At 35.6% G+C, this 22,822-nt stretch carries 17 protein-coding genes; 1 reads left to right on the plus strand and 16 read right to left on the minus strand.

The genetic code is table 11. The features are described from left to right. Positions 1–2: 2 nt before the first annotated feature. The 12 genes from QVA17_RS01650 to QVA17_RS01705 form a co-directional block, all read right to left on the minus strand. On the minus strand, positions 3–1,178 hold the full coding sequence (locus QVA17_RS01650) for a nucleotidyltransferase domain-containing protein (RefSeq protein WP_287386005.1): 1,176 nt from the start codon (positions 1,176–1,178) through the stop codon (positions 3–5). Positions 1,179–1,200: 22 nt separating this feature from the next. Next, on the minus strand, positions 1,201–3,294 hold the full coding sequence (locus QVA17_RS01655; protein ID WP_287386007.1) for a CotH kinase family protein: 2,094 nt from the start codon (positions 3,292–3,294) through the stop codon (positions 1,201–1,203). Then, positions 3,278–3,976, minus strand: coding sequence for a VanZ family protein (locus QVA17_RS01660; RefSeq protein ID WP_287386010.1), 699 nt, complete (start codon positions 3,974–3,976; stop codon positions 3,278–3,280). The genes QVA17_RS01655 and QVA17_RS01660 overlap by 17 nt, the downstream gene beginning before the upstream one ends. Before the next feature lie 39 nt (positions 3,977–4,015). After that, positions 4,016–4,861, minus strand: a complete 846-nt coding sequence (locus QVA17_RS01665) for a glycosyltransferase family 32 protein (protein WP_287386012.1) — start codon at positions 4,859–4,861, stop codon at positions 4,016–4,018. A 48-nt stretch (positions 4,862–4,909) separates the two neighbouring features. Further along, positions 4,910–6,271, minus strand: a complete 1,362-nt coding sequence (locus QVA17_RS01670) for an O-antigen ligase family protein (protein WP_287386014.1) — start codon at positions 6,269–6,271, stop codon at positions 4,910–4,912. Positions 6,272–6,298: 27 nt separating this feature from the next. Continuing rightward, positions 6,299–7,228 carry a glycosyltransferase gene (locus QVA17_RS01675; RefSeq protein ID WP_287386016.1) on the minus strand — a complete coding sequence of 310 codons (930 nt, stop codon included), beginning with the start codon at positions 7,226–7,228 and terminating at the stop codon, positions 6,299–6,301. A gap of 4 nt (positions 7,229–7,232) precedes the next feature. After that, positions 7,233–8,216: a glycosyltransferase family 2 protein gene (locus QVA17_RS01680; protein ID WP_074521395.1), complete on the minus strand. Its 984-nt coding sequence runs from the start codon at positions 8,214–8,216 to the stop codon at positions 7,233–7,235. A gap of 25 nt (positions 8,217–8,241) precedes the next feature. Beyond that, positions 8,242–9,669, minus strand: a complete 1,428-nt coding sequence (locus QVA17_RS01685; RefSeq protein ID WP_287386019.1) for a polysaccharide biosynthesis tyrosine autokinase — start codon at positions 9,667–9,669, stop codon at positions 8,242–8,244. A gap of 30 nt (positions 9,670–9,699) precedes the next feature. Beyond that, positions 9,700–10,191 (minus strand): PssE/Cps14G family polysaccharide biosynthesis glycosyltransferase, encoded by a 492-nt coding sequence (gene pssE / locus QVA17_RS01690; protein WP_027431508.1) that lies wholly within the window; start codon positions 10,189–10,191, stop codon positions 9,700–9,702. Between the two features lie 9 nt (positions 10,192–10,200). Further along, positions 10,201–10,656 (minus strand): PssD/Cps14F family polysaccharide biosynthesis glycosyltransferase, encoded by a 456-nt coding sequence (gene pssD / locus QVA17_RS01695; RefSeq protein WP_103952993.1) that lies wholly within the window; start codon positions 10,654–10,656, stop codon positions 10,201–10,203. A 10-nt stretch (positions 10,657–10,666) separates the two neighbouring features. Beyond that, a complete protein-coding gene (locus tag QVA17_RS01700) occupies positions 10,667–12,103 on the minus strand; it encodes a sugar transferase (RefSeq protein ID WP_287386021.1) in 1,437 nt (478 codons plus the stop codon). 118 nt (positions 12,104–12,221) lie between these two features. Continuing rightward, positions 12,222–14,948 carry a glycoside hydrolase family 5 protein gene (locus tag QVA17_RS01705; RefSeq protein WP_287386022.1) on the minus strand — a complete coding sequence of 909 codons (2,727 nt, stop codon included), beginning with the start codon at positions 14,946–14,948 and terminating at the stop codon, positions 12,222–12,224. 168 nt (positions 14,949–15,116) lie between these two features. Here QVA17_RS01705 and QVA17_RS01710 point away from each other — a divergent pair, with 168 nt between their 5' ends. Then, on the plus strand, positions 15,117–15,995 hold the full coding sequence (locus QVA17_RS01710; protein ID WP_287386024.1) for a DegV family protein: 879 nt from the start codon (positions 15,117–15,119) through the stop codon (positions 15,993–15,995). A 77-nt stretch (positions 15,996–16,072) separates the two neighbouring features. On the opposite strand, the gene QVA17_RS01715 is transcribed toward QVA17_RS01710, so the two are convergent. The 4 genes from QVA17_RS01715 to QVA17_RS01730 form a co-directional block, all read right to left on the minus strand. Then, positions 16,073–17,476 carry an MATE family efflux transporter gene (locus QVA17_RS01715; RefSeq protein WP_287386026.1) on the minus strand — a complete coding sequence of 468 codons (1,404 nt, stop codon included), beginning with the start codon at positions 17,474–17,476 and terminating at the stop codon, positions 16,073–16,075. Between the two features lie 181 nt (positions 17,477–17,657). Continuing rightward, positions 17,658–18,809 carry a GGDEF domain-containing protein gene (locus QVA17_RS01720; RefSeq protein WP_287386028.1) on the minus strand — a complete coding sequence of 384 codons (1,152 nt, stop codon included), beginning with the start codon at positions 18,807–18,809 and terminating at the stop codon, positions 17,658–17,660. 171 nt (positions 18,810–18,980) lie between these two features. Beyond that, positions 18,981–20,774, minus strand: a complete 1,794-nt coding sequence (gene thrS / locus QVA17_RS01725; RefSeq protein ID WP_287386030.1) for a threonine--tRNA ligase — start codon at positions 20,772–20,774, stop codon at positions 18,981–18,983. Between the two features lie 1,044 nt (positions 20,775–21,818). Next, positions 21,819–22,820, minus strand: a complete 1,002-nt coding sequence (locus QVA17_RS01730; RefSeq protein ID WP_287386032.1) for a sugar ABC transporter substrate-binding protein — start codon at positions 22,818–22,820, stop codon at positions 21,819–21,821. Positions 22,821–22,822: the final 2 nt, after the last annotated feature.

The following is a 22,822-nucleotide window of genomic DNA, read 5'->3' on the forward strand; positions in this document are numbered from 1 at the left end:
AATTACTCATCAGTTCTAGTAAAGTCTAAGCCCATATTCTTATATAGGTCTACGATTGTCTTAGCTTTTGTAGTATCTACGCGAGTTAATTCAATTCTTCTCTTTCGACTTTCCTTATGTGTAAGGCCTTTTGCCCCTCTAACAAGCCAGTAGTAAGGCAAAAGCTCTGGGTGCTTGTTAAGCTTTGGATAGAATTCCTTCATGTAGGAAATTGGTGGGAAGAAGAACCATTTTCCCTTAACCACCTTTGCAATATCCTGATTTTCTTCCTGCTTAGCAAACTGGCTAAAGAAGCCGTTTTCACCCTTACCATATACACCACAATCAAGCATAAAGTAGAATAAACTTTTTTCTAGACTGTCTAATTCCTTCTTTTCTAACCAGTCATAGGCAAGGCGCCTTGACTGGAATTCGAAGCTTGATAGACCACAAACTTCTAGCTCAGTTTCTAGCTTTTCGTAGTCTAATTTATTCTTAAAATGTTCTAAGTAGACATAGATATCTACTAAATTTCTAATGCCACATCCATTTTCATAAAAATGTTTCGCCATATGAGCAATCATGTAAACATAGAAGTCTTCAATACTAAGTTGGTAACAAGCCTTTGTGCCTTCCTTAAGAGTTGCTCTTTTAACCTGATAGTAATCATAGATTTTCTTGTCTACATTTTTATCAAATAAAGCCCAATGAGCCTCAACAATCCAGTGAGGTTCTTTTCTATAAACGTCGTGAATCTTGACAGAATCAATAAGCTCATAACCCATGAACTTAAATAATTCTCTAGATCGATTCATGGTCTGGTCATAGATCATAAGGTCAATGTCCCCCATTTGGCGAAGTACAGACTTTGGATAGATTTCCTTTAAAACTGAACCTTTCATTAGCATATAGTCGACGCCGTAGTTTTCAAGGTTATTGGAAATGTTTTTTACCTGCTGTCTTTGACCTAGGTCAATGAAGGTATCTGTTGCTAGTCTTGCCTTAATTAACTTCTTGTATTTTTCATCAATATCTAGCTTAGTTAAGGGTTCTAGTAAAATGTATTCCATCTGATGTAGACTTGCTAGCCTGCACAAATCCTCAATATTTACGCCTTCATAAACACTTTTAATTTCTTCTTTTTCTAGTGATGATAAAATTAAGTCTCTTAAGAAATCAATGTTGATTGTGTTATTCATGATTATAGCTCCCCCTCTATTTTTAAATCTCGTTTGTGTACTTTAAGATATAGTCTTTTCTAGTTTCAAAGAATTCTCTTATTGTATCTAGTTCACTAGAATATGCAGAGGATAAAGATCCACTAGAGATAAATCTCTTGTAACTATATTCAGTACCTTTTTCAAGCATGTCTGTGACTGCTGTTATGGCTTCGTTAACATTTTCCTCACTAAAAGTATTATTAGCGAAGTCTTCCATTGTCTGGATAAGCTTAGCTCTAAACTCTTCGTTGTCAATTAAAGACATAAACATCTTATCGTCATGGAAAGCGTCGAAAAGATAAGAGTTAATAGTTGCGGAAGCAAGTCCGTTTGAGCTTGCATTTTCCATAGTTCCATCTAGTGGTGTATAGACATAGCGCCACTTTCCATCACTATATTCTGTCTCGCCGTCCTCAGAAACTGTTCTCCAAACATACTTTGTATCTGAATCAAGGTAGGCATTAGATAAATATAGATTTGCTGCCATAAACTGAATGTAGCTATCCATATCAATTCTTGCCTCTGCGTAGTCGTAGTTATCTTCATCAGCCATGTCATGCTTTGCAATCCAGCTAACAAGATCTGCGTATTCTTCGCCGTATTCAGAGTGATTACTATTAGATACCTCTCCTGTAGTTGTTGAAACTACTACGTCACTTTCATCTAGAGAATAAGTATCAGCAATATAGCCCTCATCAATAGTTGCTCGTAGGCAGTAAAGTCCCCAGTATTCGCCGTTAATAAAGACGGAAACTGGTGTGAGGCTTAAGCTTGCTACCTTAGTGTCCTCTAAAAGATTAGCAGCTAAGTATTCTCTTATCTTATATGTGTTATCTGTAAGATTTGTTGTAAGTGTTAGGCTATTATTAGTGCCACCAAAGAACTTATTAAGGCTTGAGCCCTCCCAGTTTAAATCTGAATCTGAGCTTAAAAGTAAACTCTTTTGAGATGTAGAAACGGAGTAGTCATTAATTACGCTAAGCTTAAGATTTCCCTCATAAGTCTTATCCTTACTCTTTTCATAATATTCAACTGTTACGTTCTTTTCATCAGCTGTTAAGAAGTTAGAGTAATCAGAAGCCTGAAGTCCTCTAGCAAGAGCTGATTCATAGCCAGTACCCTTTACATAAATACCATTAAAATAATCTGCAAAATCCTCTGGATTTATTGTGATTGAAAGGCAAGCGTAGTTTTTAATATCTGAGCTTGATTTCTGGCCGATGTAGTAAGTCTGAGTATAGACATTAGATACATTTCCATCAGCATCCACAGCAATTGCTCTAATTACTGTACCCTTACTTGAGCTTGTAGTAACATAAGAATCGTTATTCTGCTCTGCTACTTCTTTAGTAAGAGTAAGGTCTGTTCCACTAGCATTGCTAATCTTAATTTCATCTGTATAAATATTTGACTCTGTAGTTGGAGTCTCACCATTAGTTGTATAGTAAATTGTCTTACCCTCAGCTGCTTCAAGGCTTAGAGAGATGTCGTTATCATAGTAACCACCATAGACACTAAAGCTTACATCATCAGTGCTTTTAACAATTGTAGCCTTTGAGTTGTTGCCATTTTTTGTCTGGCTCATAATGGCTGTAGATGTAAAGCTTGTGTCTGTGTAGCCAAAGCTTTGATCTGCTGTAAGAGTTGGAACTGTTAAATAGCGGCCTCTAGTTCCAAGATAGTTTTCCATTGTATCATCCCCAAGGCTTACAATGTCATGCTCGCCGCTTCCTAGTGTTAGACCTGTTTCTACTACTAAATAGTCCTTAGAATCAAGACTTGTATTCTCCTCAAAACTATAAATCTTTTCTCCGTTAAGATAGAGAGAAAGATTTGAAAGGTCTGCATCTGTCTGGTCGTTATTGTAGAGCTCTACATAACCACTAGCACTAACTTCATTTATATATACATTTTCTAAATTCACATTAGAATTAAGGGAAATGTCTGTTGCTGTTTCTAAATTCTCTAGAGTTTTTTCTTCATCCTTTTGGGCCATCTTATCACTAACGATGATAATGGCAAGAATTATGATGATTACAACACTTATTGCAATTATTATCTTATCTCTAGTTTTAAACTTATTCTTTGAAGCCATGATTTCCTCCATTTTTATTTCTAGCTTTTTTGATTAGTCTTATAATTAGCATTACTAAACAAGCAAGTATTGCGCCTATGAGCCCACCAGTTATATTAGTGATAATATCTTCCACTTCAAAATAACCACGGCCTGTGATTAACTGAACGGTTTCGATAGTTCCACTAGTTATAACGCTGTATAGGAAGGGCAATAATAGTTTTCCAATTAAGCCTTCTTTATAATGAGCCACACTAAGAATAAAGCCCCAAGGCATAAAGAGCGCTATATTTAAAATGTAATAAATAGACGCTGTTATAGCACCGATTTCTCCTAAATTTTTTAATAGCAACTTAGTTAATGGGAGCTTTGTTGGGTGACAGATAAATTCAAAAAATGTTTTAATCACCGTCTGGGTAACTCTAGTATCTAAATTTATTGTGCCCCTTGTGCCCTCTTCTCTATTAAAGAAGGTAATGCTAAGCAATACGCAGGCGTAAGCAAGTATTGCAATTATTATTGTTTCATCTAATGCCTTAACCTTTCTAATTTCTCTTTTTGAAAGAAAAAGACATAAAGAATGTGTTATCAATGCAAGCCCAAAGACAGCTAAAATTAATAGTCCATATGAAACGCTTTGTGTTTGTTGATCAAATATTAATTTAAATAGCTCGTTATAGCTAATCTGTGTGTAACCATCCATAGATATCCTCCATTTTTAACAAACAGGATTATTTATAGCTTATAAATTTGGTAATTCTGTGTTATTTCTCTGGGCTAGATAGTAAGAATAGAAAGGAATATTTTTCTTTAATTCCTTATATCTCTTCTTTCTAACTAGTATTTGTACTTTATCATAGATTGCTGGATTTTTCTTTAAAAATCCCTTAATCTTTGCTTTTAATCCCTGACCTTCGTTGTCAGACTTAGTTCTCCATTCTCCTGCATTTAGGTGAATTGCATAATGTCTACCTGTTAGAGTACCGATTTCAAAATACTCCTTAGGGAAGATTACAAAGTCGCCTAAATCCTGGAACTTGTTGTTTAACTTAAAGTCTTTATAGGTCTTTAAAATATGGTAAGTGTGATAATAATTACTTGTTGGATAACCGTAGGCAATATATTTTCCATCTACAAAATCTAGCTGCTTGCCATTAGGTGTCTTTCCAAAAACAGTGTTATCATACATATCAAGTAAGTCTTTAATATACTTATTGCCTGGCTTTGCGCCAATGATGGCAGTTCCTACTGAATCATCAAAGATGAAGTTAATAAAGCAAGAGTAATCAAGTAAATTATCAAAGCTTTTGTTTACCTTAACATCTGTATCAAGATAAATTCCGCCGTATTCGTATACAGCCTTTAATCTATAGTAATCTCCAATGAAGCCTAACTTTCTTTCTTTAAAGGTCTTTCTTACAAAATCATTTTCATCAAAAGAACAATTAGATTCATCCCAACGCATTATCTTATAGCCCTTTAGTTTTTCCCAAGTGTCAAGGCATTCTTTTAGGTCCTTTGGAAGTGGCTTACCGCCAAACCAGCAATAATGTAGAATCTTAGGAATTTTGTTTGTATTATTAGTCATTTGATCCTCCTAAATCTTAGCAGCTGCTTTTAACTAACTAAAAGCAAGTTAATATAAAACTGACTTCTTAATGTATTTTGAATTTGTCTTTAATTTACTATCCTCTTTTGGAACTTCCTTAAGGGGATGTGAATAGCAATCTCTACATATGAAAAGTGCAAATAAAATGTAGATGTACTTTAAGTTCATAAGGGAGTCAATCCAAAATAAATTAGCATAGGCACTTACTACACCAACGAAAAGTACGATGCAATAAGGGTCTTTGTAGCGGTAAATTTTTTTCACAAAGTCTTTTAGGAAGCTAAAGATTATTAAAATGTAGCTAAAAAGACCAGGATAAGCGTAACGGATATATTCGCAAATGTAGTAATTATCTACACTGTAAACGTAGGAACCGTTAATCTCGGCACCAAAGGAACGCTTTCTACCAATACCTACAAGTGGGTTTAACCATTTTAATTTAAAAATGTCATAGAGCTGGGCTCTGTAGTTTGAAGACTCTGCCAAGGCTGAATCAGCACCGTAGTTTACAGAAAAGTTTGTTCCAAAGCCTTCATCTATAATACTTGTAATCTGAAGCATAACGTATCTACCAAAGGCCATGTTCTGTGTTAGGAATACCACCACAATCATAATAAGTATGAAAGGCACAAACACTGCCCCAAATCTTCTTTTATGTTCCTTGCTTGAGAAAATAAATAAAGCAAGAAGCTCAAAGAAGAGAATTGAAAGGGTTGAACGTGAGCCGCATAAAAATACATTTGCAATAAGAAGAATCAAAAGACCTTTTCTTAAAAGGAAATCAATTCTGTTATTCTTGTAGTCAAAGACTACGAAAGGTGTCATGGTAACAAGCATAAGTCCGTATCCTAGGGAATGGATAGCAGGTCCCATGATTCTGTAACTTCCTGATCTAACAAAGACACCAGTGTAAAGACCCTTAATGGTTTCAAGCTTTGCAAATAAACTTTCTCCAAGTAGGTATTCAATAACGCCCATAATTAGTAGGAAATATATAAATCTTATAATCCATTTGAAAACGTAATCAGCGCCGTATTCTGTCTTTATTAAATAAATCAATGTAAATAAAATCAAAAATTCAATAAAGGGATTAAGAAAGGCACCAATATCTGCACGTAATACCAAAGTGTATAAAGTTACGAAAATGTAGAGCCCAATGAAAATGCTTTGCTTAAGTTCCATTACCATTCCAGTAAATCTCTTTACTTCCACTTGCGAGGTGAAGATGATAAATAAGATCACAAAAAGCATAATACGCTGGGCAGTAAAATCTATGACTAGATGAAAGCCGAAGTACTGTGGAAGTACGTATAGGGCAAATAAAAAGAGCCAGGCAATTTTACTATAGAAGTTTTTTTCGTACTTATCTTTTATATATTTACTTTTCATATATTCTCCAATCTTGAAAGTAAATTATTAGTTCTTAATTGCCATCATAAGCTCCACAGGAATTGACTTTCTGCTGTGATAACAATTGTTATATTTAAAGATTAGTGGGATGGTATTAAAAATTTTCTTATCCCTTAAAATTTCAATTCGTAAATCAGTAGCCTTTATATTTTTCTTTAAAAGGTCGATTTTTTTCAAATCTTTGTCACTGGCCTCAACATAAGTTAAAGTCTGTGCATGGCTTTTCTTTAAATCCTCAAGGAACTTAATTCTCTTCTTTAAGTCACGCATCTTATGCATGGTGACGTTGTTAGAATGAAGTCGTCTATGAAGAGTTATGCCATGATAGAAGTAGAGACCGCCGCGAACGAGAGCCATTTTCCAAAAGAACTCATCATGAGCCCAGCCCTTATACCAGAAGTCCTTGATATCCTCGTAAAAGCTTCTTCTAATAAGCATGCAGCAACCTTCACAGCCAATAAAGATGTTAGTAGAATTAAAGTCTAGCTTTACTAGTTCCTTATTGTTTGTAAAAGTCTTAGTTGCCTCTTTTGATGGTCTAGGGGCATCTGCTGAAGATACAAAACTATCAAACTCAGAGCAGAGCAGGTCGATATTAGTGTTTGCCTCCATAAGGCTAGTCATGTTCTCCACCTTATCTTCCACCCATAAATCATCCTGATCACAAAAGAAAATGTAGTCGCCAGTTGTAAGGCTTACAGCTTTTAGAAAGTTTGAGGCATAGCCAAGATTTTCTTCATTTTTAACTAGCTTAATTAAATTTTCTAACTTCTTTTCCTTTATGTAATTGGTCACGATTTCAAAAGTTTTATCCTTTGAACCATCATCGCAAATAATGATTTCGTCTACCTTTTTAGTCTGATTAATTACTGATTCTAACTGTTCAATTATAAAGTCGGCTCCGTTATAGGAAGCCATTGCAACTGAAATTTTCATTTTACTAACCTCTCATAAGTCTAGCTAAAACTAAACTTATTAATCCTGCATTATAAGGGCTAATGAAGTTAATGTAAGTCTTTAACTTGCCCTGATAATATGGATTTTTCTTGTATTCTGGAAACCAATTCTCAAGATTATAAAAACTATCTCTAATTAGTTTCTTCTTTAATTTCTTATCTGTAACTCGTCCGATTCTGCTTATGTTGCTGCATAGCAAAATCTTAGAGATAAAGTATTCAAGTTCCTTTTTGTATTCTTCATAGAAACCCTTATCTTTATAAAAATCAATTATGTCCTTTAAAACTAGAATTATGTCCCCAGTCTTTTGCTGTGCCTTTAAGGACTTAGAGTTCATGGTAGAACCCACTCTTAAAAAGTAGTGAACAAAAGGGTCAGAGACGTAGTTGCTAGTCTTAATAAAAGGAATGGTCTTTATAAAAAATGCAGTATCCTCGTAAATTAAGCCTTCAGGGAATTTAATGTTATTCTCCTTAAGGATTGAAGCCTTGTAGAGCTTATTCCAAGGGGAAACCTGAGGATTTATAAACATATCTTTATTGTCCTTATGGGCTCTAACTTCACCTCTAGTTTTAAGCTCCTTATAGTCCCCATTCTTATCTTCTATAAAGTGAAAATAACATTCTACATAATCTGCATCATTTTTTATTGCTGACTCATACATGGTCTTAAACATATCCTCTTCTACGAAATCGTCAGAGTCTGCAAAAGCAATGTAATCTCCTGTGGCAAGAGTTATACCTAGGTTTCTTGCAGTGGCTTGACCGCCGTTTTTCTTAGATACAACTTTTACCTTGTCAGGATAGGCCCTCTTATATTCCTCTAGAATTTCTAGGGAATCATCTGTTGAGCCATCATTTATGAAAATGATTTCTATGTCCGTAAGGCTTTGACCTACAAGATGATCGGCACATCGCCTTAGATATTTTGATGTGTTATAAACTGGAACTATGATACTAACCTGCATGTCTTACCTCACTTTTGAATTTAATTTACTTGCTTGCGCTATATTTTAAACCGTAGCCATATTCCTTACCGTACTTCTTTGTGTTGTACTTGTATTCTCTAGAGTTTACGGCGATGCCATTATAGATAAATCCGCAAATGTCAGCTCCAAGTGGCTCGATAGTTCTAATTACATTTTCTTCCTTATCAAACTTAGTGTGGTTCTCGCGAACAACTAAGACGAAGCTTGTAACGCTATCAGCAAGGGCAAGAGCATCTGCTACTTCGCCAACAGGTGGGAAGTCAATAAAGATAACATCGTAAGTTTCTTTTAAGCTCTCAAGTAAGTTTTTACATTTTTCACTAGATAATAATTCCATAGGGTTTGGAGGAATCTCACCAGCAAATAAAATGTCTAAGTTGTTATTATAGTTAAATAGGTCATAGTCCTTATTAATACCTGCAAGGTACTGGCTTAAGCCCTGACGAGAAGTAGTCTTTAATACTCTTGAGATACCGCTCTTTCTTAAGTCACCATCAATAAGTAAAACCTTCTTACCAAGGAAAGAATAGCTAATGGCAAGGTTCATAGAGTTAAGGGACTTACCCTCGCCTGAATCTGCACTAGTAATGCCATAAATTGGGCACTTCTGATCCTTAGCTGTATATAAAAGCTTAGTTCTAATTGAGTTGTAGGCCTCAGTAATTGTGAAAGTGCTATCCTCATTTAAAACCTTAGGGTTGTAAGAAGAATTCTTAATAACCCCTTTAGCTTCTTCAGTTTCGATTTCAGGTACATCACCAAGGATTGGAATTGTAAACATATCCTCGATTTCGTACTTCTTTCTAATTGTTGTGTTTAGTAAGCCCTTTAAGATAAAGAAGATAAAGGCAAGGATTGCACCAAAGAAGAATCCAAGGATGGCTGTAAATGGTACATTTGTCTGCTGATATGGGCTTGTTGGAAGCTCTGCAGAATCAAGTACCTGCACGCCACCGGCCTTAACTAAAGTTACAATCATATCTGGTGCTAATTCACCAATAGCGTTGGCGATTTTCTGTGCATTAAGTGGGTTTGAATCAACAACGTAAACATAGAATACGGCTGTATCTTCAACGGCACTTGTAGAGATAATATTTTTAAAAGTAGATGTTGAGTAATTAAGTCCTGTCTCCTCCTTTAAGGCTTCAAGGAATGTGTTACTCTTTAAAATCTGTGTATAGCTAGAAATGAGGTTCTTTGCCTGATTTACTTCGCTATACGTGATATTTACAGAAGTATCTGAAGCGTAGTCTGGATCTGAGTATGCGTAAAATGAAATCTTAGCCTGATATACAGAACTACGAGTTGCATAAGCATATCCTCCAAATAAAAGTGCAGCAACTAGGCCACAAAATACCATGTAAGTGAGATTCTTCTTAATAATCCAAAGAATCTTTTCTAAATGAAAGTTAGCTACAATAATCTTAAACATAAATCTTTCCTTTCTTAATAGTTTCCTTTCCTATAGACTTTCTTCTAATCTAGCTAGGTAATCTTCTAATCTTGCAATTACTTTATCTTTACTTGAAACGTATTTGTCAAACTTGTGTGTCTTTGCTTTATTTATGAGTGAGACAAGGTCGTCTCCCTCTTCATAGATGAAGCAGAAATTCTTTTTTGAAAATGCTTTCGCAATCTCTATCTGGTGATCATCTACATGTTCCTTAAACTTCGCTAGTCTTGGGGCTACAATTATAGGCTTGTCCTTATTAATGGCCTTTAAAATTGTTCCTACCCCGCTGTGACTAATTATCAAGGAAGCCTCCTCCATCTTTTTAGTAAATTCTTCATTTGAAAGAAAGTCTAAATACTGGTAATTTCTTGGCTTATAATCGCTGTTTCCAACTTGAGCAAATATTTCCTCTTTTATAAGGCCCTCTTCTTTTAAGTCATCTACAAGTTTTAATAGTCTGTTAAATTGGAACTTCTGAGTTCCTAGTGAAATAAATATCATAAAAGTCTCCTAAAAGATTCCACCAATATATTCAGCCTCTGGGAAAAATTCTTTGCATTCCTCCCACTGCACACAGAATAAATCAGCTTTCTTTTTCATTAACTTTCCTGTAAGAGAGGCAGAATCAACTCTTGCAAAGGATTCAATATAGATTACCTTTGCTCCAAGTCTTTTTGCCACCACACAAAAAGGATAGGTCATTAGGGCACCTGTTGAAATTACAACATCGGGTCTTTCCTTTTTTAGGATTTTCCTTGCCTTTAAAAATAGTTTTATAAAGGCAGGGATAAAATCCTTTTGTTTTCTATTTATTTGTGGCACTTTTATGCATTTGTCTCCCCAAAGGGTCTGTTCCTGGCCACCTTCTTCAGTTACTAAAAAAGAGTCATACTTTTTTGCAATTGGATACAGACAAGATATTTCTTCTAAATGTCCTCCTGAAGAGGCTAAAAAAGCAATCTTCATAATGTCTCCTTTAATATGCGTCGTTTCTACCTATTACTGCCACAAAGGTCTTTAGTAAGATCTTTAGGTCAAGAGATGGTGTCCAATTGTCAATGTATTCCACATCTAAGTCAACTACTTCTTCAAAATCTGTGATTTTACTACGGCCATTTACCTGCCAATTTCCCGTAATACCTGGCCAAATAACAAGTCGCTTCCAGTGTCTTTGAGTGTAGTTGCTCACTTCATCCACTGTGGGAGGCCTAGTACCCACCAAACTCATATCACCCTTTAAAACATTAAATAACTGTGGTAGCTCATCAATACTTGTCTTTCTTATAAAACGTCCAACCTTTGTGATTCGTGGATCATCACTCATTTTAAACATAAGGTTGTTGTTCATTTGATTATTTTTTAACAAATCTTTCTTCTTTGCTTCAGCATCGTTACACATGCTTCGAAGTTTATACATATCAAAGATTCGTCCATTTTTACCAACTCTTCTTTGCTTAAAGAAAACTGGTCCCTTTGAATCAAGTTTTATTGCAATAGCTGCAACTAAAACAATTGGGGAAGTTACAACGATAAGAATCGAACTAACTATAATATCAAATAATCTTTTTAAGAATTTTGTAGACATACTAAGAGGTACTGCGTGATATGTCATAACAGGATACTTTCCGATACTACTTACGTAGCGCTGAATACTGTTAGATTTATATACATTAAGGATAAGTCTTGTAGTAACTCCCATTACATTACATATATCCATAATGTTCTGAATTGTAGCAATATCTTTCTCGTGCTTACTCATTATAAAAATTTGGTCAATATTGTTATTCTGAATGATTTCAACTAAATCATCTATGTTTCCAAGATAGTTGGCATCTTTTCCCTGCTCCCTGTCAAAGGAAAGAAAGCCTACGATTTCAGCATTGAAATTACTTCTATGCATACAATGGATGAAATCCGTATAATCTCTCTTGTTTCCAATCATGATAGAACGTTGTGATAGCAAATGAGTCTTTGTAACTAAGTATCTATTAAACATTGCATTAATTAAGAGCAATATAAAATAAATAATGACAAAGAAGAATAGCTGGAATGCATTTTCATAAATTCTTCTATCATGTGTAAGGTAAGGTAGCAATATATTTACAGCTAAACTTAAAAGATAGGATCTTGTAACAAATAATACGAATCTATCTCTGTAAAAGAAAGTTGTAACATTATATGCCCTTGTGTCCTTGTTAGTCATTATATAAATAATGACGATACCTAAACAAACTGCCCATAGATCTGAAAATAGACTTGCTTCATCTAGGTAATAATGGTTAATTATTGCAGCAATATAGTAGGAAAAAACTCCTAGCAATATGTCTGTCAACATGTAAACAAAGTTGGTGTTAGCTCCACCGTTTCGTCGGTACATGCTTTTACCGACTATTTTCCCTAATTTAGCACCCATAGAGTCTCCCGTCCTCACTATTTAAAAATAAATTGATTTTAGAAAAAATCAGATATGATTTTAACACTATATTGCAATTCTTTTCAATAGTTTCCAATGAGGTTTATATATAAATTTTTTATTTTATTGACACTATACTGTCACTACTTTCTGTATCTATATAAGATATAGAAAGGCTTAACTTTCCCGTATTAAATGCATAGGAATATTCTTCTTTAGTTCTGGCCTGATAGCTATCATTTATACCTACTCTTATGTACTTTGCTCCCTCTGGTACTTCAAAGGTGTTGTTCTTGTAACCGTAGTCACTATTGTTTGTTTCTATGACATTCATATTTTCATCGTAAAAATGTACATAGTGTATCTTTGTGCTTGCATATCCATCAGTGGAATTAAGATTTAAACTGATATAGTTAACATTTTCAGAAATCTCAATTCCTGTAGCTTGATTTCCTGTAACAATGGTGCCCCAGTACTTATCTTCCACTAGTTCACCCGTAGTTTGATTTAGTCGCATCCAGAGGAAATTCTCCATGCTATCCAGGCAGTAGCTATTAGTTGCCATGTAAACGCTAGGATTTATTAGGGCTTCAATAATGTCTGTCCTTGAACTTTCTAAATCTTTTCTATTAATTATTGCGTAGTCATTCATGGAACCATTGTCCCAGTAAATGCACTTAATACCGTGATTGGCGGCATTGGCTACATAGTTTGAGGCATGAATATCTCTATATTTTAAAGGCTTAAAGCTTTTATTAGAGCTTCCAAACTCTCCAATAATTATTGGAAGCTCATACTTTTTAGAGTATTCTTCTAAGTTAGTAAAGAAGCTATCAATCTCGTCTGTGTAAACCGTTGAGTAATCATGAACCGTAAGGATTAATCTATTCTCTGCACTATCCTCTGGCACAACAAAGCTTTCAAGGTAATTAGTTTCCGCTCCATCAAGAAGGGTTGGAATCATAAGAATTCTGTCGGTGTTATTGCCACCAGTCTCTCTTACTGTGTCTACAAAAATCTGATTTAGTTTATTAACCTGTTGTGCAGCCTTGGCACTATAATTCCAGCTTTGCTCTAAATTGTCCACTTCGTTGTAGCTCTCAAAAATCAAGCGCTCATCGTAATCTTTAAAGTAGTTTGCAATTTCACTCCAAAGCATGGCAGCGTTTGCGTATACATTTTCCATCTCCTCATCACTGACGCCGGCATAGATAAGCTCCTGCTCGTGGTGAGTATCAAGAATCACATAAAGACCATCCTCAAGGGCATAGTCTACAACTGTTTGCACGCGGTCAAGCCACTCTTCATAAACTTTCAGGTTTCCATTAGAATCCACATAGGTGTTGTTATACCAGGTCACGGGAATTCTTATGGTGTTAAAGCCGGACTCCTTCACGTAGTCAATTAGGTCCTTTGAAACTGTAGGGTTTCCCCAAGAAGTTTCCTGCTCTAGATTAGCGCTCTCGCCTCTATCTCCGTAGTGGGAATCAAGGGAATTACCAAGATTCCAGCCTACATTCATTGAGGCAACAAAGTCTGTTGCAGATAAATCCGACATGTTAGTGTTGTGCTCATATTTTGTAAAGAGGCTTAAGTCTATTGTCACATTTTCCTTAAAGAGTTTTTCAAAAAATGTGTAGCCCTCCGTGTCGTTTGCACTAATACTTACAGCAATATAGTTTGTAGACTCGCTAGGAGTAAAAAACTCACCGTTCTCAAAGGAGTTGCTTTGTAAATAGTTGCCTTCGCTGTCAAACTCGCTAATTTGCATTGTAAGATAGTGGTTTGAAAGGCTGATGAGGTATTTGCTGTTGCTGGCCTCTAGATTTAGGTAGTATTTAACTCTTAAAGAACTTGATTCTACCGCGATGCCTTCTTTATAAAAACGACCGGATTCGTAATTGTCAAAGTCTGTGAAGTCAAAATCTGATAGAGATACATTTTCAAGGGTCTCATATCTAAAGCTATCACTAAAATCAATGACTAGGCCGTCCTTTAGTAAGTCAAGACAGTCACTGCCCCAATCGCTGGATCTTAAAATTATGCCAATATAGGCGCACTCTGGCTTCTTTGCCTTGTAACTACTAAGGTTTTTATAGCTTCCTGCGTAATCAAGCCATTTGCCGTTTTCGTCGTATTCGCTGATTTCTATGTTAACCCTGTAGTCGTTAACATTTACGCAATAGGTCTTGTCTGCATCGATTCTGTAAAAATCTCTAGTGCAATAGCTACCGCTATCAGAAGAATAGGAACCACCCCAAGATAGGTAATAGCCGACTCTATAGTTACTATAATTTGAAAGGGAACCAGAACTTATATATGTGGAAAGTTTGGAATCATCCTCTGAAATGTCATCTAGATTGTTGATTTGTTCTAAATTGATGGAGGAAGTAAGTTGCTCCTCTAGGCTTTCTTTAGTGTTTGTAACCAGCTCTCCACTTTCGTATTCATAAAGGGAGAAGCTAACTTTATCTGTGTCCTCGTTTAAGGAAAATATATCGTGATCCCCTAAATCTGTGGACTTGATAAACAAATTATCTTCTGTATATTCATTAATAATTAGGCGTAGGGCACTGTTAATACTGATTCGATAAGAACTTGAATCAATTTGGTAAAGGGCCTTAATGCATAGGTAATTATTATCTTTATTAAAATGTATCTGATCATCAACGATACCAGAACTAAAATCAGATTTAGAAAGGCTTATAGTGGTTTCGCCTCTGTAATCTTTAACCTCTAGTTTGCTATCTTTATTTGTAAATATTAATGTCCTAATAACTATTAATAGTAAAATGACTGCAATTGCTGCAATCCCTATTATTATAGTTGGTTTTTTTAGTCTCATTTAACTAGCTCCTCTAAAAGATTTCGCTAATTATTTTACTGTATATAGCTATAAAATAAAAGAATTTTTTTAATAAAGAAAATTTATATTTAGCTATGTCATTGATACATTTTCATAAAGATGATAAAATTTTAGATTGTAAAGACAAAAATAAAGTTGGAGGTTTTTATGGGAGAGTATGTTTTAAGTTGCTGTTCTACAGCGGACGTTAATAATGAGTGGTATAAAAATCGCGACATAAATAAAATTTACTTTCACTTAAGTGTAGGTGGAGATGAATATGATGACAACATTGGTGTAACTATTACTCAGGAAGATTTGTTTAAGAGAATGTTAAAGGGCGAGGAAGCTCATTCTTCTCAGGTTAATGTTTCAGAATATACAGAGTATTTCGAAAAATTCCTAAAGGAAGGCAAGGACATTTTACATGTTACTTTAACTTCTGGTATCTCAGGTACAATTAACTCAGCTAGAATTGCTGCAGATGAATTATCTGAGAGTTACCCTGATAGAAAGATTTACATTGTAGATTCTTTAGGAGCTTCAGCAGGTTATGGCTTACTTATGGATAAGCTTGCTGACCTTAGAGATGAGGGTAAGACTATTGATGAAGTTAAGGATTTTGCCCTTGCTAATAGACTTAAGCTTCAGAGCTGGTTCTTCTCAAACGACCTTACTTTCTTTATTAAGGGTGGCAGAATTTCTAAGGCTTCAGGTACTATTGGAAATATGCTTAACATCTGTCCTTTCATGGAAGTTGCAAAGGATGGTACACTTCAGGTTAGAGAGAAGATTAGAACTAAGAAAAAGGTTATTAAGAGAATGGTTTCTAAGATTGAAGAGACTGCCGAAAATGGCCTTGATTATTCAGGTAAAATCTGGATTAGTACAAGTGATATGCAGTCAGCTCTTGAAACAAAGGCTGCAATCGAGGAGAAGTTTACTAAAGTAAGTGAAATTCAGATTAGCTTAATTGGTGGAACAATCGGCGTTCACACAGGCCCTGGTACAGTTGCTGTATTCTTCTGGGGTTCTGAGAGAGTTTAGAATTTAGAAATTATTAAATTTAGAAAGCCTGTAGGGACTTGTAGTTGCAAATCCTTACAGGCTTATTTTTATTTACTTTAGTAGAGCTTGTTCTCCCATTTTCCACGGATTAATCTTACAAGGAAAATGATTCCTCGAACTGTAAGTTCTGTTGCCATGGCAATCCAAACGCCCTTTAGGCCAAGAGGCTTTACAAGCATGATGGATAGTGGAACTCTTACGCACCACAAGCTAAATAGGCACATAAGGCTTGGGGCAAGGGTATCGCCGGCACCTCTAAAGACACCGGAAGCTACGATACTTGCAGCAAAGAAAGGTTCTGCGAAGGCTTCAATTCTAAGCACTGTTACGCCTAGGGCCTTAATTGCTGGGTCTGGGGTTAGGATTCCAATCATTATTGGAGCAAGGAAGTACATTAAAATACCAGTTAAGGTCATGATAATTACGCCTGTTCCAATGGCAATATAGCCAAGTTTCTTGGTTTGATCCTTTCTACCAGCACCGATGGACTGGCCAATGATTGTCGTAGCTGCGGACTGCACACCATAACCTGGCATGTAGCAAAGGGCCTCTGCTGTAACTGCAAAGGAATTGGCTGCCACTGAGATAGAACCTAGTGGAGCAATAATTCTTGTAACTGCCACGGATGCGCCGCTTGTGATTCCTCTTTCACAGGCAAGTGGAAGGGAAATTTTAAAGGCTTTCTTAATGTCAGCTAGCTGAATCTTTAACTTCTCATCCTTTCTAAGATGGAGAATGTCTGACTTAGCAAACATATAGTAAATTAAAAATGCAGTAACTACTACGTAAGATACGCCTGTACCTAGAGCTGCACCAGCAACTCCAAGGCCTGCACCATAAATCTTTAGCTTTAAGCCAAGGATGTTATAAGTTGCAGTTGGGAAAATGAATATGAAGTTAAATATCATATCCAAAATAAACATTAATGTGTCACAGATGCTAGGGATCTTCATATTGCCGCTAGCCTGTATCATGGCACAGGTGATGTAGTTAATCATAAACACCGGAATAAATGCGCCATATACTAATAAGTAAAGTGTTGCGTTGTGTCTTATCTCTTCTGCTCCACCAAGCCATCCTGGCAAATAGAAGGAAATTGACATAACAAGAGCCATTAGAAGAAGGGCAATAAGCATATCAATAATTACGCCGGTCTTCATAAGATTTCTTGCTCGTTTGTTGTCTTTTGCACCGATAGAGTGAGCCATTTGCACACTAAAACCTTCAACTAGGGAGATCATAATTCCACCAATAACCCATGTACTTGATGAAACCAAGCCAATTGAGGCAGAATCATTAGCCCCGAGTCGCCCTACCATTGATGCATCTATATATTGCATTACAATAGATGAAATCTGGGCTAAAATAGCAGGTCCGGAAAGCTTAAGGATTAGTTGTACGCGCTGGTTAAAGCTTAAAGGTTCACCATCTCGTAGTGCTCTTAAGTAATCTTTTTTCATTTTCCTACTCCTTACGGAACATATATAAAGTGAGAATTCATGCTAGCACAAATTCTCACTGTAGTCCATTAATTATATATTAAATTTTACTTTTGTCTAGTGCTTTTGAAAATGTATTGCTTACACTGCGTTCATGAGGAAGTAGCGAAGCGGATTCCGAATGTCCGCTTTACAGCTTTGTCTACTTTTTATAGACAATCTTATTCTTGCCGTGAGTTTTGGCGCTGTATAAAAGGTCATCTACCTCTTTTAGGCAACTATTCATGTTATCAAACTTATCACAAGATACAAGTCCTATACTTACAGTTGTTATAAGGCCTGGAGCAGTCTTCCACTTAGTGTTTTCAAGACTTGTTCTTATGCTTTCTGCTTTTAAATAAGCTTGCTCAAAATTCTTTGCTCTATAAAGACACATAAATTCTTCTCCACCATATCTAGAGGCTAATTCTCCTTCTTCTTCTAGAATGTTATTCTTTAGCTTTTTAGAAAAATCCACAAGTACCTTATCTCCAAATAGGTGTCCGTAAGTATCATTTATCATTTTAAAATTATCTAAATCATACATTGCTATGTAAAAGTCCTTCTTATCAAGGGATAACTTAGGACTTATATTATCGTTTATATTAGTGTCTTGATTAGATTTAGAAGATTCATTTGCATATAAATTAAATAAAACATCGTAGAGATGACGTCTATTATATAGGCCTGATAATTCGTCTTTAATGCTCATTAGCTGTAGTTGTTCTAGCAGTTTATTACTCTTTATATGTTCCTGTCTATAAGCGTTTAAGGACATAATTGTTAAGAAAAATATAGCTATACCCGCAGAAGCTAGTCCTATTGCATTGTCTAAATATCTTGCGCTTAAAGAAAGTACTGAAGTATCTAAATAATTGCCGTTATCGATGTAGGGTAACCATAAAATACTTATATGTATTATAAGAGTAATAATAAGACAGACAATACTTTGAACGCCTTCCAATAAAAGGGCAATTATGAAAAAACTAGTCAACATATAAAGTGGAGATCCAGAGTCGATTCCACCACAAGTTAAGTATATAAAAGGAATTAAAATACAACATAATATGTAGGCGTATATTAATTTACCTAAAGCTATTTTATTATAGTGGATGGTTAAATATCCCACCCCTGCCATTATTATAAAAGACATAAATACAACAAGATTTGCAATAAGGCCGGAACCTTCTATGAAAGTGATGATAGATGAAAATAATGTTAAAAATGAACTGATAAAAACAACATTAATAAATATTCTATCATCTAAATCAGAATGCCTATTGTAAAAATCTTTTAAGATCTTCTTAATATCCATATGAGCATATCCTTATTGTTAACAAATTATTTACTAATTAGATTATATCACATTAATTTTTTATTATAAAGAAAAAGGACTAGGAAACTATTAGATTCTTCCTAATAATTCCCTAGTCTTCTCCTTTTTTGTTAGAAACTTCTGAGTCTGTTTATATATTTTTAATGTTGATTAGTCGATTGTATCAATGACATCAAGACAATGTGTCTCGTTCATCTGCTTACACATTTCAATGAACTTATCAAGTGGAACATTGTTAAGCTTCTTGTTAGTACCTCTGATGTTGATAGATACTGTTCTTTCAGCAACTTCCTTATCACCAATAACGATGATATATGGATCCTTGTAGTTCTTGAATGTCTTAATCTTAGAATTCATGTTGTTATCTGAGTAGTTAGCTTCTACTCTAACGCCAGCCTTATCAAGTAAGTCAGCAACTTCCTTAGCATATTCGTTATGCTCTGGTAAAATAGGAACAACACCTACCTGGTATGGTGATAACCAGAATGGGAATGCTCCCTTAAAGTTTTCTGTAATAATACCGAAGAATCTTTCGAATGAACCAAAGATAGCTCTATGTAATACTACAGGCTGCTTCATTGAACCATCAGCTGCAACATACTTAAGTTCGAAGTTCTTTGGAAGCTGGAAGTCAAGCTGGATTGTACCAGTCTGCCATTCTCTACCAAGGCAATCCTTCATCTTTAAGTCAATCTTAGGACCGTAGAATGCGCCATCACCTTCGTTTATTTCGTATCCGCCTTCGCCAAACATTTCATTTAATACGTTCTTTAAGCTTTCTTCAGCCTTGTTCCATACATTGATATCACCCATGAAATCTTCTGGTCTTGTAGATAATTCTACTCTGTATGTTAAACCGAATGTGTTGTAGATATCATTAGCAATAGACATGATGTTCTTGATTTCTGAACCAATCTGATCTTCTGTTACAAATAAATGGCAGTCATCCTGACGGAATAACTGAACTCTAAATAAACCATTTAACTGACCAGACTTTTCCTTACGGTGTACAAGGTCTGTTTCGTTGTAACGGATTGGAAGATCCTTGTATGAATGCTGCTTTCTTCTATAAACCATCATAGCGTTAGGACAGTTCATTGGCTTAAGAGCAAACTTAAAGATATCATCTGGATCTGTATTGTCATCTGCTTCTTCATTGTACATAAGGAACATGTTGTTCTTATAATGAGCCCAGTGACCAGATGTCTTCCAAAGTACTGTAGAGTTAACTACAGGAGCTGCGATTTCTTCGTAACCCTTCTTATCATGGATGCCTCTCCAGTAATCAAGTAAGGCATTAAACATCTTCCATCCTCTTGGTAACCAGTAAGGCATACCAGGAGCTGTCTCATCAAACATAAATAAATCAAGAGCTGGACCAATCTTCTTATGGTCTCTTTCAAGAGCTTCCTGAATTAACTTCTTGTGTTCCTTAAGCTGCTGCTTGTCTGGGAATGCGTAAACATAGATTCTCTGAAGCATATCTCTATGTTCGTCACCTCTCCAGTAAGCACCTGAAACTGACTTGATTTCAAAGGATGCTGATAATAATTCCTGTGCGTTAGGTACGTGTGGTCCACGACATAAATCATAGAAATCATCACCTGTGTTATATACTGTAATCTTCTCACCTTCTGGTAAGTCGTTAATCAATTCAACCTTAAATTTTTGATCTGCAAAAAGCTTTAAAGCTTCTTCCTTAGAAACTTCCTTAACAGTGAAATCTTCTTTTCTCTTTAAGATTTCTGTCATTTTGTTCTCGATAGTCTTGTAATCTTCCTTAGTTACTGTTCTAGGTAAGATAAAGTCATAATAAAAACCATCTGCAATCTGAGGTCCGATTGCTATCTGTACATTTTCCTTACCGAAAATTTCCATTACTGCCTTAGCAAGAATGTGAGCAAGTGAATGGCGGTAAACCTCTAAATACTCCTCTTTAACCATTATTGGCCTCCTTAAAAATATAAATGTAGTCTAAAGCTTACGCTTTAAAAAAGCCGGGACGATAAAAAAGCCCCATACACTAAAATCAAAGCTAATAAGAAATTAAGATGAATGAGCAATCATCATAATTACAAATCTTATTATTGATTTTAATGCATGGGACGTTAAATCTAATTTACGCGGTTCCACCCTGCTTGCCAAAGTGTTATATAAAGGAGCTATGCTTAAATCGGAAAGTCTTAAAAGTTTCCTGCAATGGCTTACCCATAAGTTTAACTTCGGCCTCTCATTTAATGATTATAACGGAATCACCGGGCTGTATTAGAGCCTCTCAGAGCTGGTATTCAATTAAGTTTAAGTTTGGATGCTTCCACCAAGCAATTGCCTGCATCCTTCTCTGGAACCTCTGCTTAATCTACTGGACTCTTCAACGATTTATGCATGTAGTCTTAAAAGATACATGCAAGACTTATTTTAGACCGAAAAGGAGAAAAAGTAAAGGGGGATTTGTGGAGTGATTTGTGGAGTATTCGTTTCGGTATACTGATTCTTTATATAGTCCGGTTATTGTGACATCGGTTGGCAAGATTGTTCATAAGGAAGTACAAAGCTCTGAATATTTGGCATTTTAGGCGATTTTTCAGAGATTTTTGTAATTTGTAAAAAATAAGAATCAGCAAATCTCTGAAAACTCGAGGTTTTCACTAATTTTTCAGAGAAATTTGAGAAGAGAAATTTTTAAAGATTGTTGAATCTCTGAAAACTCGCACTTTTCTTGCTTTTTTCAGAGATTTTCGATTCCTTATTGGGAAATCACTAAGAAATTAATACGGGGTGTTGCATTTATATGGCATTGACATAGCACAGGGCGGCAAAATACATACGCGGGACGACGATAAACAGGAGTGCGACGAAAGCCAGGAGGGTAACGAAAGCAAGGAGGGTGATAAAAGCCAGGGCAACGAAAGTCAAGACGGCAAAAGCCAGAAACCCGCAAAAAGCCCATCCTAGCGTGCTAGGATGGGCCACATATTCTTATATATTTTACTGGTATTTTGAAACGTTAGATTTTGATACTGCTTCGAAATCTACGAAGTAGCATGTGCCAGCGTCGTTTTTGCCTTCAATGTTCTTTGTAGAGGAGCCGTTTGCTAGGGCTATGGCGACCTCTATTGCTTTTTTGGACTGACCCTCGGCATTTTGGTAAACTGTAAAACTTAATTCACCATTGGCAATGGATTTACAACCATCAGCTGTAGCATCTACTCCTGCTACAGGAACATCTGAGGTGCTAAGGCCATGGGCCTTTAAGGCTGTAATTGCACCAAGCGCCATAGTGTCATTATTTGCAAAGATAACATCTAGGTCTTGATTTGTTTTAAAGAAAATTTCCATTAAGTTGGCAGCTTCTGTGTCTGACCAACTTGCGTAATCACAAAATACTAGATTTAAAGTAACATTTTTCTCTTTAAAATATTGTTTTACAGCTTCTGTTCTTCCTATTGTTCCAGAGTGTTTTCTTTCTCCCATAAGGATGATGGCATTTATACTAGAAGGCTTACCAAGTTTTTCATACATGTATTCGGCTTGTAGTCTTCCAGCCTGGTACTCATCTGAGGCTACATATACGTACTTATTAGCCTTTAAAACGTCTTCATCTGGTTTGTTATTCATAAATATTACAGGTAAATCTCCTGCTGCTATTTCTAATTGTAGAGCTGTAGCGGCATCTACTGGGACGCAGATAATCGCATCGTATTTTCCAGATGCGGCAGCAGCTTTTATATCACTAACTTGTTGGTCTACATTAGAACCACATAGAGTGGAGGTTACACTTGCCCCTTGTGCTTTTGCCATGGATTCTATTGATTCTTTAAGGCTCAATCTAAAGTCATCGTCAGTATCCTTTATAGTAAAGAAGAAGGATAAGCCAGAGCCTGAACCTGAAGAAGAATTACAGGCTGTTAAAAGGCTAGTAACAGGTAATAGACTAACAATTAATATGAGTGCTAATATTCTTTTTAAAATCTTACTTGTATTTTTCATAT

Origin of the sequence: Lachnospira sp. (genome assembly GCF_016290755.1) — a bacterium.
Lineage (GTDB): Bacteria > Bacillota > Clostridia > Lachnospirales > Lachnospiraceae > Lachnospira > Lachnospira multipara.

Coding starts and splice junctions, on each gene's coding strand:
- thrS (WP_287386030.1), bottom strand. CDS start 20,774: ATGGTTAAAGAGGAGTATTTAGAGGTTTACCGCCATTCACTTGCTCAC.
- QVA17_RS01700 (WP_287386021.1), bottom strand. CDS start 12,103: ATGGGTGCTAAATTAGGGAAAATAGTCGGTAAAAGCATGTACCGACGA.
- QVA17_RS01670 (WP_287386014.1), bottom strand. CDS start 6,271: ATGAAAAGTAAATATATAAAAGATAAGTACGAAAAAAACTTCTATAGT.
- QVA17_RS01710 (WP_287386024.1), top strand. CDS start 15,117: ATGGGAGAGTATGTTTTAAGTTGCTGTTCTACAGCGGACGTTAATAAT.
- QVA17_RS01730 (WP_287386032.1), bottom strand. CDS start 22,820: ATGAAAAATACAAGTAAGATTTTAAAAAGAATATTAGCACTCATATTA.
- QVA17_RS01685 (WP_287386019.1), bottom strand. CDS start 9,669: ATGTTTAAGATTATTGTAGCTAACTTTCATTTAGAAAAGATTCTTTGG.
- QVA17_RS01715 (WP_287386026.1), bottom strand. CDS start 17,476: ATGAAAAAAGATTACTTAAGAGCACTACGAGATGGTGAACCTTTAAGC.
- QVA17_RS01665 (WP_287386012.1), bottom strand. CDS start 4,861: ATGACTAATAATACAAACAAAATTCCTAAGATTCTACATTATTGCTGG.
- QVA17_RS01655 (WP_287386007.1), bottom strand. CDS start 3,294: ATGGCTTCAAAGAATAAGTTTAAAACTAGAGATAAGATAATAATTGCA.
- pssE (WP_027431508.1), bottom strand. CDS start 10,191: ATGATATTTATTTCACTAGGAACTCAGAAGTTCCAATTTAACAGACTA.
- pssD (WP_103952993.1), bottom strand. CDS start 10,656: ATGAAGATTGCTTTTTTAGCCTCTTCAGGAGGACATTTAGAAGAAATA.
- QVA17_RS01660 (WP_287386010.1), bottom strand. CDS start 3,976: ATGGATGGTTACACACAGATTAGCTATAACGAGCTATTTAAATTAATA.
- QVA17_RS01650 (WP_287386005.1), bottom strand. CDS start 1,178: ATGAATAACACAATCAACATTGATTTCTTAAGAGACTTAATTTTATCA.
- QVA17_RS01720 (WP_287386028.1), bottom strand. CDS start 18,809: ATGGATATTAAGAAGATCTTAAAAGATTTTTACAATAGGCATTCTGAT.
- QVA17_RS01705 (WP_287386022.1), bottom strand. CDS start 14,948: ATGAGACTAAAAAAACCAACTATAATAATAGGGATTGCAGCAATTGCA.
- QVA17_RS01680 (WP_074521395.1), bottom strand. CDS start 8,216: ATGCAGGTTAGTATCATAGTTCCAGTTTATAACACATCAAAATATCTA.
- QVA17_RS01675 (WP_287386016.1), bottom strand. CDS start 7,228: ATGAAAATTTCAGTTGCAATGGCTTCCTATAACGGAGCCGACTTTATA.